The sequence below is a fragment of the Pseudomonas sp. M2 genome (assembly GCF_015751845.1).
Taxonomy (GTDB): Bacteria; Pseudomonadota; Gammaproteobacteria; order Pseudomonadales; family Pseudomonadaceae; genus Aquipseudomonas; species Aquipseudomonas putida_E.
Genome location: NZ_JADOUD010000001.1, coordinates 3677838 through 3690856, shown reverse-complemented (window position 1 = coordinate 3690856; position 13019 = coordinate 3677838). Strand labels below are relative to the sequence as shown.

13 protein-coding genes are annotated in these 13019 nt (G+C 61.3%); all 13 read right to left on the bottom strand.

All coding sequences use genetic code 11. The features are described 5' to 3' along the window. Position 1: 1 nt before the first annotated feature. Positions 2-1129, bottom strand: a complete 1128-nt coding sequence (gene lpxB, locus IWW33_RS17085; protein ID WP_174142343.1) for a lipid-A-disaccharide synthase — start codon at positions 1127-1129, stop codon at positions 2-4. A gap of 1 nt (position 1130) precedes the next feature. Next, positions 1131-1907, bottom strand: coding sequence for an acyl-ACP--UDP-N-acetylglucosamine O-acyltransferase (gene lpxA, locus IWW33_RS17080; RefSeq protein ID WP_012315890.1), 777 nt, complete (start codon positions 1905-1907; stop codon positions 1131-1133). Beyond that, complete coding sequence (fabZ, locus tag IWW33_RS17075; protein WP_012315891.1) at positions 1904-2344, bottom strand: 3-hydroxyacyl-ACP dehydratase FabZ; 441 nt, start codon at positions 2342-2344, stop codon at positions 1904-1906. Before fabZ ends, lpxA begins: the two co-directional genes overlap by 4 nt. A 113-nt stretch (positions 2345-2457) precedes the next feature. Next, positions 2458-3513 carry a UDP-3-O-(3-hydroxymyristoyl)glucosamine N-acyltransferase gene (gene lpxD / locus IWW33_RS17070; RefSeq protein WP_012315892.1) on the bottom strand — a complete coding sequence of 352 codons (1056 nt, stop codon included), beginning with the start codon at positions 3511-3513 and terminating at the stop codon, positions 2458-2460. Between the two features lies 1 nt (position 3514). Further along, positions 3515-4018, bottom strand: a complete 504-nt coding sequence (locus tag IWW33_RS17065; protein WP_012315893.1) for an OmpH family outer membrane protein — start codon at positions 4016-4018, stop codon at positions 3515-3517. Between the two features lie 44 nt (positions 4019-4062). Beyond that, positions 4063-6411 (bottom strand): outer membrane protein assembly factor BamA, encoded by a 2349-nt coding sequence (gene bamA / locus IWW33_RS17060; protein ID WP_196914299.1) that lies wholly within the window; start codon positions 6409-6411, stop codon positions 4063-4065. A gap of 70 nt (positions 6412-6481) precedes the next feature. Then, complete coding sequence (gene rseP / locus IWW33_RS17055; RefSeq protein ID WP_115274038.1) at positions 6482-7834, bottom strand: RIP metalloprotease RseP; 1353 nt, start codon at positions 7832-7834, stop codon at positions 6482-6484. 61 nt (positions 7835-7895) lie between these two features. Continuing rightward, positions 7896-9086 (bottom strand): 1-deoxy-D-xylulose-5-phosphate reductoisomerase, encoded by a 1191-nt coding sequence (gene ispC, locus IWW33_RS17050; RefSeq protein ID WP_174142369.1) that lies wholly within the window; start codon positions 9084-9086, stop codon positions 7896-7898. Further along, positions 9083-9898 (bottom strand): phosphatidate cytidylyltransferase, encoded by an 816-nt coding sequence (locus tag IWW33_RS17045; protein ID WP_046784286.1) that lies wholly within the window; start codon positions 9896-9898, stop codon positions 9083-9085. The genes ispC and IWW33_RS17045 overlap by 4 nt, the downstream gene beginning before the upstream one ends. Then, positions 9898-10653 (bottom strand): polyprenyl diphosphate synthase, encoded by a 756-nt coding sequence (gene uppS / locus IWW33_RS17040; protein ID WP_046784287.1) that lies wholly within the window; start codon positions 10651-10653, stop codon positions 9898-9900. Before uppS ends, IWW33_RS17045 begins: the two co-directional genes overlap by 1 nt. A 15-nt stretch (positions 10654-10668) precedes the next feature. Next, positions 10669-11226 carry a ribosome recycling factor gene (gene frr / locus IWW33_RS17035; protein ID WP_008094910.1) on the bottom strand — a complete coding sequence of 186 codons (558 nt, stop codon included), beginning with the start codon at positions 11224-11226 and terminating at the stop codon, positions 10669-10671. Further along, on the bottom strand, positions 11223-11966 hold the full coding sequence (gene pyrH / locus IWW33_RS17030; protein ID WP_008094912.1) for a UMP kinase: 744 nt from the start codon (positions 11964-11966) through the stop codon (positions 11223-11225). Before pyrH ends, frr begins: the two co-directional genes overlap by 4 nt. Before the next feature lie 176 nt (positions 11967-12142). Beyond that, entirely contained in the window at positions 12143-13006 is an 864-nt protein-coding gene (tsf, locus tag IWW33_RS17025; RefSeq protein ID WP_008094914.1) for a translation elongation factor Ts, read from the bottom strand. Between the last annotated feature and the right edge of the window lie 13 nt (positions 13007-13019).

The following is a 13019-nucleotide window of genomic DNA, read 5'->3' as shown; positions in this document are numbered from 1 at the left end:
GTCAGCGGTCCTTGAGCAAGGCCAGCACCGCGTCGGCTGCCTGGTTGGAGGCGTCGCGGCGCAGGGTGCGGTGAATCTCGTCGAAGCGCTCGGTCTGCTGGCTGCCGTCGGCCACCAGGGGGGCCAGGGTTTGCGCCAGGGCCTCGCTGGTGGCGGCATCCTGCAGCAACTCTGGCACCAACTCGCGCTGGGCGAGCAAGTTGGGCAACGACACGTAGGGGCTTTTCACCAGACGCTTGAGAATCCAGTAGGTCAGTGGCGCGAGGCGATAGGCAACGACCATGGGGCGCTTGTACAGCATGGCCTCCAGGGTGGCGGTACCCGACGCGATCAGCACCGCATCACAGGCTGCCAGGGCCTGATGCGACTGGCCATCGAGCAGCGTCAGCGGCAAGTCGCGACCTTCAAGCATCTGTTCGAGCTGTGCACGCCGTGCCCCATTAGCGCATGGCACTACAAAGTGCACGCCGGGTATCAGCTCGCCCAAGCGCTGCGCCGCATCCAGGAACAACGCCCCCAGGCGCCCGACTTCCCCGCCACGGCTGCCAGGCATCAGGGCAACCACCGGCCCTGCACCCAGCCCCAGCGCCATGCGCGCAGCCTGCCGATCCGCAGCCAACGGTATGGTATCGGCCAACGGATGGCCGACGAACCTAACCGGCACGCCCTGCTCTTCATAGAAGCGCGCTTCGAATGGCAGCAGCGTCAGCATCAGATCGCAACCTTCACGAATCTTCAGCACACGCTTCTGCCGCCATGCCCAGACCGAAGGGCTGACGTAGTGCACGGTCTTGATACCGGCCTGGCGTAGCTTCAGTTCGATATTGAGGGTGAAGTCAGGTGCATCGATGCCAATGAACACATCGGGCTTTTCGGCAATCAGGGTCTGGATCAGTACCTTGCGCCGCTTGAGCAGCTCACGCAGGCGCCCCAGCACTTCTACCAGGCCCATGACCGCCAGACGTTCCATGGGGAAATACGACTGCATGCCCTCGGCTTCCATCAGCGGGCCGCCGACGCCGATGAAACGCACCTGGGGATGGCGCGCCTTCAAGGCGCGCATCAGACCGGAACCGAGAATATCGCCGCTGGCCTCACCCGCAACCAGGGCTACGCAAAGTTGCGCCATGTCAGCGGGTAATGCCGCGGGCAGAATTCACGATCGACTGACGGAACAAGTCGACCTCTGGGTGTTTGCCTGCCAGCTCATCCAGTTCCTTGACCGCTTCTTCAACGGTCAGGCCCTGGCGGTAGACGATCTTGTAGGAACGACGCAGGGCATGGATGACCTCGTCGCTGAACCCGCGACGGCGCATGCCTTCGAAGTTCATGCTGCGGGCTTCGGCGGGGCTGCCGAATACCGTGACGAAAGCCGGAACGTCCTTGCCGATCGCCGTGCCCATGCCGGAGAAGGCATGCGCGCCGATGTGGCAGTACTGGTGCACCAGGGTGAAACCGGACAGGATCGCCCAGTCACCCACATGCACATGCCCGGCCAGCGCAGTGTTGTTGACCAGGATGCAATGGTTGCCGATCACACTGTCATGGCCGATGTGGGCATAGGCCATGATCAGGTTGTGGTCACCCAGCGTGGTTTCAGCGCGGTCCTGGACCGTGCCACGGTGAATGGTCACACCCTCGCGAATCACGTTGTGATCACCGATCACCAGGCGCGTTGGCTCCCCTTTGTACTTCAGGTCCGGGGTGTCTTCGCCGATCGAGGAAAACTGGTAGATGCGATTGTGCTTGCCGATCCGGGTCGGCCCCTTGAGCACCACGTGAGGACCAATGACGGTACCCTCCCCGATTTCGACATCAGGGCCAACGATCGACCACGGGCCGACCTCGACACCATCGGCCAGTTTGGCCGACGGATCGATGATCGCCCGCGGATCAATCGAATTCATAGCTCACGTTCCGCACAGGTGATCTCAGCCGAGCACACTGGCTTGCCATCGACCAGTGCCCGGCACTCGAACTTCCAGATGGTCTTCTTACGGCCGATGAACTTGGCCTCCAGCACCAACTGGTCGCCCGGCAGGACGGGCTGACGGAAACGCAGCTTGTCGGAACCGACGAAGTAATAGAGCGTGCCGTCGGCCGGCTTGGCGTCGAGCATCTTGAAACCGAGAATGCCTGCAGCCTGTGCCATGGCCTCGATGATCAGCACGCCTGGCATTACCGGGTGTTCCGGGAAATGCCCGTTGAAGAACGGCTCGTTGATGCTGACATTCTTGTAGGCACGAATGCTCTGGGCCTCGAAGTCCAGATCCGTTACACGATCCACCAACAGGAACGGGTAACGGTGAGGCAGGTATTCGCGAATCTCGTTGATGTCCATCATTTCGGGGGGAAGCCTGTAATAAGAATAGGGAGCGCAGGTGCTGACCACACGCTCCTTTTGCAATCCAAAGAGGAGCCAGCTAGCGACTGTTCACTCTTGCTCAGGAAATGGTATCAGCCTTCTGATGTCGGCTGGCCACCTGAGGTCACGGTATCGACACGTTTTTCCAGCTGCTGGAGACGTTTGGACATGTCATCCAGCTGGCGGATACGCGCAGCGCTCTTGCGCCAGTCAGCCAGTGGCTGCATGGCAGTGCCGGAAGAATACGCACCCGGTTCGGTGATCGAACGGGTGACCATGGTCATCCCGGAAACGAATACGTTGTCGCAGACATCAATGTGCCCCACCATGCCGACGCCACCGGCAATGGTGCAGTGCTTGCCAATGCGCGTGCTGCCGGAAATCCCGACGCAGGCAGCCATGGCCGTGTGCTCGCCGATCTGCACGTTGTGAGCGATCTGGATCTGGTTGTCGAGCTTGACGCCGTCGGCGATCCGCGTGTCGGACAACGCGCCCCGGTCGACAGCGGTGTTCACGCCGATTTCGACGTCATCACCTATGGTGACACCGCCGATCTGGGCGATCTTGCGCCATACGCCCTTCTCGTTGGCAAAGCCGAAGCCCTCACCACCGATCACCGCGCCAGACTGGATGACCACGCGCTTGCCTATGGTCACGTCGTGATACAGCGTGACCCGCGGTGCCAGCCAGCCACCCTCGCCAACCACACAACGGGCACCGATCACGCAATGCGCACCGATGCTGACGTTGGCGCCAATGCGTGCGCCGCTCTCGATGACCACGAACGGCCCGATGCTGGCACTGGCATCCACCTGCGCATCCTCGGCAACCACGGCGCTGGGATGAATTCCCGCTACAGCCTTGGGTTTGGGATCGAACAGGTGGGAAATGCGCGCGTAGGCCAGGTACGGGTCCGCCACGATCAGCGCATTGCCGGCAAAGCCTTCAGCATCTGCAGCCTGCAGCAACACCGCTGCTGCCTGGCAGTTATCCAGGTATTTGCGGTACTGCTTGTTGGCGAGAAAGCTCAACTGACCGGGGCCGGCCTCCTGCAAGGTGGCCAGCCCGGTGATCTGCAGCGCCTCGGAGCCTTTGAGAGTGGCCCCGAGGGCCTCGGCCAACTGGCCGAGCGTCATGGTCACGGTCATATCAACGGGCTTGGTTCATGCGCTCGATGACTTGGCGGGTGATGTCGTACTGAGGCTTGACATCAATGACCGCGCCACGCTCGAGGACCAGGTCGTAACCGCCTTTCTTGATCACTTCCTCGACAGCGCCGTCGAGCTTGGGCTTGAGCTGCTTGAGCATGTCGCGGTCAGCAACCGCCTTGGCTTCATTCAGTTCCTTGGACTGGAACTGGAAGTCACGGGCCTTTTGCTTGAATTCAAGCTCCAGGCGCTCACGCTCCGGCTGGGCCATCTTGTCGCCGCCTTTGATCAAGCGGTCCTGAATGCCTTTGGCGCTGCTTTCCAGGGTCTTGAGCTTGGTCAGCTGCGGGCCGAACTTCTTCTCGGCATCCACCGCGTATTTCTTGGCGGCATCAGATTCGAGCAACGCCATCTGATAGTTCAGCACGGCAACCTTCATTTCGGCGAAAGCCGGGGTGGCGACCAGCGCCGCGGCCAGTAAGGCCAGTTGAGTCAACTTACGCACGATGCACTCCTGGATAAACCGTTGTCGTTAAGCAAGGGCCGACCTTAGAAGGTCTGGCCCAGAGAGAATTGGAACACCTGGGTATCGGCATCGTCCGGCTTCTTCACCGGCATTGCCAGGCTGAAGCTCAACGGACCCAGCGCGGTGATCCAGGTCACACCCAGGCCCACGGAGCTGGCCATGTCCGAGAAACCGACCTTGGCGCAGTCAGGCTTGGAACCGCAATTGGTGTCGAACACGTTACCCACATCCCAGAACACGGAGGTGCGCAGCGAACGCTGGTCCTTCACGAACGGCAGCGGGAACAACAGCTCTACGCCACCTTGTACCAGGACGTTGCCACCGAACGGCAGTGGGTCTTGGTCCGGGTCTGCGATGGTGCCGGGATTCGAACCATTGCTCGGCGTACTGCGTGGGCCCAGGCTGCTGTCCTTGAAGCCGCGAACGGAGTTGAAGCCACCCGCATAGTAGTTCTCGTAGAACGGCAGGCCCGAAGTGCCACCGAAACCATCACCATAGCCCAATTCGGTGTGCAGGCGCAGGGTGTAGTCGTTGTTGATCGGTTTGAACAGCTGGCCGCGGTAGTCGAGCTTGTAGAACGAAAGGTCGCTGCCTGGAATGGTGGTTTCCAGGGTCAGGCTCTGGGAGTGACCACGGGTTGCCAGCACGCCTTTGTTCAGGGTCGACTCGGACCAGCCGACGGACGCCTTGAAGTTCAGGAAGCTGTCGCCTTCCTCCTCGAGGAAGTCGAAGATCTCGTCAACGGTATAGCGACCGGTCTTGATCTTGTCCTGCTGCACGCTGAGGCCGTAGGTCAGACGCGAGGTTTCACTGATCGGGTAGCCAAGGCTGACGCCTGCACCCAGGCTGTCGACCGCATAGCTGGCCACGTCAACGTCAAGGTCGTCGTAGTCGGTGCTGCGGTAGAACGCGTTGTAACCCAGGCTGACGCCGTCGGCAGTGAAGTAGGGGTCAACGAAACCGAAGTTGTAGCGGGTCTGGTATTCCGAACGGGTCAGGCCGATGGACACCTTGTTACCAGTACCGAGGAAGTTGGTCTGGCTGATCGAGCCGCCCAGGATCAGGCCGGCGCTCTGGGCGAAGCCCACGCTGGCGGTGATCGAGCCGGATGCCTGCTCTTCGACGCTGTAGTTGACGTCGACCTGGTCGTCGGTGCCCGGCACTGGCGGGGTCTCGACGTTGACTTCCTTGAAGAAGCCCAGGCGCTCCAGGCGGGTCTTGGACTGGTCGATCAGGTAGGTCGAAGCCCAGCCGCCTTCCATCTGGCGCATTTCGCGGCGCAGCACTTCGTCTTCGGTCTTGGTGTTGCCGCGGTAGTTGATGCGGTTGACGTAGGCACGCTTGCCCGGGTCGACCACGAACATGATGTCGACCGTGTGATCTTCGTCATTGGGCTGTGGCACGCCGTTGACGTTGGCGAAGGTATAGCCTTCGTTACCAAGGCGGCGGGTGATCAGCTCGGACGTGGTGGTCATCACCTTGCGCGAGAACACCTGGCCCGGCTGCACCAGCAGCAGCGACTTGACCTGGTCTTCCGGCACTTTCAGGTCGCCCGACAGCTTCACGTCACGAACGGTGTACTTCTCGCCTTCGTTGACGTTGACGGTGATGTAGACGTGCTTCTTGTCCGGGGTAATCGACACCTGGGTGGAAGCGATGTCCATGTTGATGTAGCCGCGGTCCAGGTAGTAGGAACGCAGGCGCTCCAGGTCACCGGAAAGTTTTTCGCGGGCGTACTTGTCGTCGTTCTTGAAGAACGACAGCCAGTTGGTGGTCTTGAGTTCGAACAGCTGCGCCAGTTCTTCATCGTCGAACACGGTGTTGCCGACGACGTTGATGTGCTGGATGGCAGCGACGGTGCCTTCGTTGATCTTGATCTTCAGGGCAACCCGGTTGCGCGGCTGCGGCACCACCTCGGCGTCGACCTCGGCCGAGTAGCGGCCCTGGGCCACGTACTGGCGCTGCAGTTCGTTACGCACGCCTTCGAGGGTGGCACGCTGGAAGATCTCGCCTTCGGCCAGGCCCGACTGTTTCAGGCCCTTCATCAGGTCTTCGGTGCTGATCGCCTTGTTGCCTTCGATCTCGATGCTCGACACCGACGGGCGCTCGACCACGTTGATGATCAGGACATCGCCGTCGCGGTTCAGCTGGATATCCTGGAAGAAGCCGGTCTTGAACAGCGAACGGGTCGACTCCACCAGGCGCCGGTCATCGGCCTGATCGCCCACGTTCAGGGGCAAGGCACCGAAAACGCTGCCGGCGGATACCCGCTGCAGGCCGTTTACACGAATATCGGAGATGGTGAAGGACTCGGCGTGAACTTCAGCGATCATCAATGCGGAGAGGACCGCAGTTAGCAGCAGACGTTTCATGAAGTCCTTTTATTCCAACTGGCAATAAACAACCTGCCGCAAATGGCGGCAGGTTTGCAATGCGAAGCTTTTATAGTCGACCCAGATCGTTGATCAGGGCGAGCAACATCACCCCTATGACCAAACTGATACCGATCTGGACCCCCCAACCTTGAACCCGATCCGACAATGGACGACCGCGCGCCCACTCGACCAGGTAAAACAGCAAATGCCCCCCATCCAGCACTGGAATGGGCAGCAGGTTAAGAACCCCCAGGCTAATGCTCAGGTAGGCGAGGAAATTCAGGAAATCCCCCACGCCGGACTGGGCTGAAGCGCCCGCCACTTTAGCAATGGTTATCGGTCCGCTCAAGTTTTTTACCGAGAGCTCACCGAACAGCATTTTCTTCAGGGATTCGAGGGTCAGGACGCTCATGTTCCACGTCCGGGAAAGGCCCTCGCCTACCGCATCCAGCGGACCGTAGCTGACCTCACGAAGCATGTCGGCAGGCCATTCGCCACTTTTCACCCCGGCACCCAGATAACCACCGGCAGCCTCGCCCTCACCTTTTCGTGCCAGTGTCACCGGCACATCCAGCGCTGCACCGTCGCGCTCGACACGCACCACCACCTTGGCTTCAGGGCGGGCGCGCACGCTATCGACAACCTGCTGCCAGTCAGTCAAGGCCACCCCATCGAGACTCAGCAGCCGATCACCGGTTTTCAGACCGGCAGCCGCCGCTGGCCCTTTTGGATCGATCTCGGCCAGCACGGGCGCAACCACAGGGCGCCATGGCCGCAGCCCGAGCGACTGAATCGGATCAGGCTCGTCCGCGCCCTTGAGCCAGCTGTCGAGCTTGACCTGCAACTGACGCTCGGCACTGGAGCCCTCATCGCGCACGCCAACCTGCAATGTTCCGCTTTCGCCCAGGCGACGCACCAACTGCAGATTGACGGCCGACCAGCCACTGGTCGCCTTGCCATCGATGGACACAATTTCCTGGCCGGCAACCAGGCCCGCCGATGCTGCCAGGCTGCCTGGCTCTACCGCACCGATGACCGGACGGATCTGCTGGGTACCGAGCATCGCCAGCAACCAGAAGAAAACGATGGCCAGCAGGAAGTTGGCAATCGGACCGGCGGCGACGATGGCGATGCGCTGGCGAACCGATTTGCGATTGAAGGACTGCTCGGCCAGCGCTGGCGGCACTTCGCCTTCACGCTCGTCGAGCATCTTGACGTACCCACCCAAAGGAATGGCCGCCACCACGAACTCGGTACCGTGGCGGTCATGCCAGCGCAATAGCCCGGGGCCGAAGCCCACGGAAAAGCGCAGCACCTTGACCCCGCAACGCCGGGCCACCCAGAAGTGGCCGAATTCGTGGAAAGTGACCAGTACACCCAGGGCCACCAGGGTGCCGATAATCATGTACAGCGCAGTCATGTCTTTCTCCGAATGACGTTCAGCGGAACGACTTTTCGCACATCCTCTGGGCCGGGCAGCATCAGCGGCCGTGGCGCCTCAACCACTCGCGGGACAACTCTCGGGCGCGCTGATCGGCAGCAAATACCGCATCCAGCGAAGGCACAGGCACCACGGCTTCCTGAGCCAGTACCTGTTCGATCATACCCGCGATCTCCGGGAAGCGGATACGCCGCTCAAGAAATGCATCGACCGCAACTTCGTTGGCCGCATTGAGTACCGCTGGCGCGCTGTTGCCCGCCTCGGCAGCCTGCCGCGCCAGGCGCAGGCACGGAAAGCGCAGTTCGTCGGGGGCCTGGAAATCCAGGCGAGCAATGGCGAACAGATCCAGCGGGGCCACACCAGAATCGATCCGCTCCGGCCAGGCAAGGGCGTTGGCAATGGGCGTGCGCATATCCGGGTTACCCAACTGGGCCAGCACCGAACCGTCAACGTAGTCCACCAGGGAATGGATAACGCTCTGCGGGTGCACCACCACTTCGACCTTGTCCGGCGCCGCATCGAACAACCAGCAAGCCTCGATCAGTTCCAGGCCCTTGTTCATCATGCTCGCCGAGTCCACCGAAATCTTGCGCCCCATGGACCAGTTCGGGTGGGCACAAGCCTGCTCTGGCGTGACATCGGCCAAGTCAGCCTGAGGCGTCTCGCGAAACGGCCCGCCCGAGGCTGTCAGCAGAATGCGACGCACGCCCACCTGGCTCAGACCACGGTCATAGTCACCCGGCAGGCACTGGAAGATGGCATTGTGCTCGCTGTCGATCGGCAGCAGCACCGCACCACTGCGGCGCACAGCTTCCATGAACAGCGCGCCGGACATCACCAGCGCCTCCTTGTTGGCCAGCAGCACCTTCTTGCCCGCCTCGACGGCGGCCAGTGTCGGGCGCAAGCCAGCAGCGCCGACGATGGCAGCCATCACCGCATCCACTTCAGGGGCGGCCGCAACCTCACACAGGCCCGCCTCCCCTTCGAGCACCTCGGTGGCGCAGCCCGCAGCCGCCAGGCCTTCACGCAAGCGCACGGCTGCTTCGCCGTTGGGCACCACGGCATAGGCCGGGCGATGCAGCACGCACAGCGCCAGCAGTTGATCGATGCGCGAATAGCCGCTCAATGCAAATACCTGGTAGCGCTCGGGATGGCGGGCAATCACATCCAGGGTACTGAGGCCGATGGAGCCGGTGGCGCCCAGGACCGTAATGCGCTGTAGCGCTGTCACATCACACCCCATTCAGCAGCCCACAGCAATACCGCGAAAACCGGGATGGCCGCAGTCAGGCTGTCGATGCGGTCAAGCACCCCGCCATGGCCAGGCAGCAGGTTGCTGCTGTCCTTGATACCGGAGCGGCGCTTGAACATGCTCTCGGTCAGGTCACCAATCACCGATGACATGACCACCAGCGCAGCCCCCACGAGCCCCAGCAGAATCTGGCCGACGCCCCAATCGCGAGTGATGCCGACCGCAAGCGTAATCACCAGGCTGACCGCCAGGCCGCCATAGACGCCTTCCCAGCTTTTACCCGGGCTGACTTGGGCAGCCAGCTTGCGCTTGCCGAAAGCACGGCCAGAGAAGTACGCGCCGATATCGGCCGCCCACACCAGCACCATGACAGACAGGATAAGCCAGTTACCCAGCGGCCAGTGCTTGAGCAGCACCAGCCCTTGCCAGGCAGGCAGCAGGATCAGCAGACCGATCAGCAGACGGCAGGCAGCACTGGCCCACAGCTCACTGCTGCGCGGATAAGTCAGCACCAACCAGGTGGCCATGCCCCACCAGATGACCGACGCACCAAGCACCCAGGGCGCCAGGTCAGGCATCAGGTAGAGCAGCATCAGCACACCGGCGACGACAGCGGCATAGGCAATGCGCAGCGGCTGGGCCATCAGCCCGGCCAGGCGCGCCCACTCCCAGGCCGCCAGGGTCACCACCAAGCCGATGAACAGAGCGAAATCCCCGCCGTTGAGCAGGAAGAAACCACCCAGCGCGACCGGCAGCAGGATCAGCGCGGTAATGATGCGTTGTTTAAGCATTAAGCACGAGCTCCAGCCTCGACCTGCTCGCTGGTCTTACCGAAGCGGCGCTGGCGCGAAGCGAAATCGGCCAGAGCATTGCGCATGGCCTCGTGTTTGAAGTCCGGCCAGTACAGGTCGGAGAAATACAGTTCGGCATAGGCCAACTGCCACAGCAGGAAGTTGCTGATGCGGTGCTCACCACCGGTGCGGATGCACAGGTCCGGCAACGGCAATTCGCCCGTCGCCAAGCAGGCTTGCAAAAGCCCTGGAGTGATGTCGTCCGGACGCAGATGGCCGGCCTGAACCTCACGCGCCAGGCGCTGGGCGGCCTGGGCAATATCCCACTGGCCACCGTAGTTGGCGGCGATCTGCAGGATGAAGCGATTATTGCCGGCGGTCTGCGCCTCGGCCTCACGCATGGCGGCCTGCAGCTCTGGATGGAAACGCGAACGGTCGCCAATGATGCGCAGGCTGATATTGTTCTCGTTCAGGCGTTTGGCCTCACGGCGCAGCGCCGAGAAGAACAGCTCCATCAACGCCCCCACTTCCTCGGCAGGGCGCTGCCAGTTCTCACTGGAGAAGGCGAACAGGGTCAGCACCTCGACCCCGGACTTGGCGCATACCTCGATAACCGCACGTACGGCATCGACGCCGGCCTTGTGCCCGGCTACGCCGGGCAACAGGCGCTTCTTCGCCCAGCGATTATTGCCATCCATGATGATCGCGACGTGTCGCGGCACCGAAGACGGTGCCGCCAGCTTGGTCTTTTCCATTAAAAAACCTCGGCCTTAGACGGCCAACAGGTCCTTTTCCTTGGCTTTGAACGCAGCGTCGATTTCGGCGACGAACTTGTCGGTCAGCTTCTGGATCTCGTCAGCAGCACGACGCTCTTCGTCTTCGCTGATTTCCTTGTCCTTGGTCAGCTTCTTCAGGTCGGCCAGGGCATCACGACGCACGTTGCGCACGGCAACCTTGGCGTCTTCGGCAACGGCGCTGGCCTGCTTGGTGTAACCCTTGCGGGTTTCCTCGGTCAGGGCCGGCATCGGTACACGGATGGTGGTGCCGGCGCTGGACGGGTTCAGGCCCAGATCGGAAGTCAGGATGGCCTTCTCGATGGCAGCGCTGAGGTTCTTGTCGTGGGCGACGATCTTCAGGGTGCGCGCATCTTCAACAGAGACTGCAGCGACCTGGTTCAGCGGCATTTCGCTGCCCCACGCCGGGACCTTGACGCTGTCCAGGATGCTTGGGTGGGCGCGACCGGTGCGGATTGACGCCAGGTTGCGGCCCAAAGCCTCGATGGACTTGCCCATGCGATCCTGAGCGTCTTTCTTGATGTCGTTGATCATTTTTGAACTTCCTCGATCAGAGTTCCTTCCGCGCCGCCATGCACGATGTTCAGCAAGGCGCCGGGTTTGTTCATGTTGAAGACGCGCAGCGGCATCTTGTGGTCGCGGCAAAGGCAGATTGCCGTGAGATCCATTACACCCAGCTTGCGATCCAGCACTTCATCGTAGGTCAGATGATCGAACTTCTCGGCATGCGGGTCCTTGAATGGATCTGCAGTGTATACACCATCGACCTTGGTTGCCTTCAATACCACGTCGGCATCGATTTCGATGGCACGCAGGCATGCGGCGGAGTCGGTGGTGAAGAACGGGTTGCCAGTACCGGCAGCGAAGATTACGACTTCTTTGGCGTTCAGGTGACGCATGGCTTTGCGGCGGTCATAGTGATCGGTCACGCCCACCATGGAAATGGCCGACATGACGATGGCGGTAATGTTCGCCCGCTCCAGCGCATCGCGCATGGCCAGGCCATTCATTACGGTCGCCAGCATGCCCATGTGGTCGCCGGTAACACGGTCCATGCCGGCTGCACTGAGCGCCGCGCCACGGAACAGGTTGCCACCGCCAATCACCAGGCCGACCTGGACACCGATGCCGACCAACTGGCCGACTTCCAGGGCCATGCGATCCAGGACCTTGGGGTCGATCCCGAACTCTTCCGAGCCCATCAGGGCCTCGCCGCTAAGTTTGAGTAGAATGCGTTTATAGCGAGCCTGATAACCACTGCCCTGCTGAGCCATTGCGAATCTCTCCTGCGGCGTTTGTAAAATTCTGGCGGGCTGCTTGAGCCTGCGTGTAACTCTAACGTGACGCAGCGACTGCGTCAGCGAGCACGGCCTTGAAAACCGCTCCCGCTTTGACAAAGAGGCTGCGCGCGTGAGCGGGCAGCCTCTTTGGGGCGACAGACGAGTCTGTCTTACTGCTTGGCGGCAGCTACCTGAGCGGCAACTTCAGCAGCGAAGTCGTCGACCGGCTTCTCGATGCCTTCGCCTACTTTGAAGTAGGTGAAGGAAACGATTTCAGCACCGGCCTTCTTGGCCAGCTCGCCGACTTTGACTTCCGGGTTCATGACGAAGGCTTGCTCTTTCAGCGAGGCTTCGGCCTTGAACTTGGTGATACGGCCGTTGATCATGTTCTCAACGATGTTTTCCGGCTTGCCGGCGATCTTGTCGGCGTTCAGCTGCAGGAAGACGTTCTTCTCGCGCTCGATGGCCTCGGCGGAGATTTCCGAAGCATCCAGGAACTCTGGGTTCGAAGCTGCAACGTGCATGGCAATGTTCTTGGCCAGCTCGACGTCGCCACCCTTGAGGACGACAACAGCACCGATCTTGTTACCGTGCAGGTAAGCACCGACAACGTCACCCTCAACGCGCACCAGGCGACGGATGTTGACGTTCTCGCCGCACTTGGCGACCAGGGCTTCACGAGCAGCTTCGCGCGAGGCGATCAGCGGAGCGGCATCGGTCAGCTTCTGGGCGAAAGCTTCTTCGAGGCTTTCAGCGACGAAGTTCTTGAAGTCGTCTTGCAGAGCCAGGAAGTCGGTCTGCGAGTTGACTTCCAGCAGGACGGCGGATTTACCGTCGGTCTTGACGGCGATCGCGCCTTCGGCAGCGACGTTGCCAGCCTTTTTGGCGGCCTTGATGGCGCCCGAGGCACGCATGTCGTCAATGGCTTTTTCGATGTCGCCGCCGGCCTTTTCCAGGGCCTTTTTGCAATCCATCATGCCTTCGCCGGTACGCTCGCGCAGTTCTTTGACCAGCGCTGCAGTAATTGCTGCCATTTCAAAATCCTCT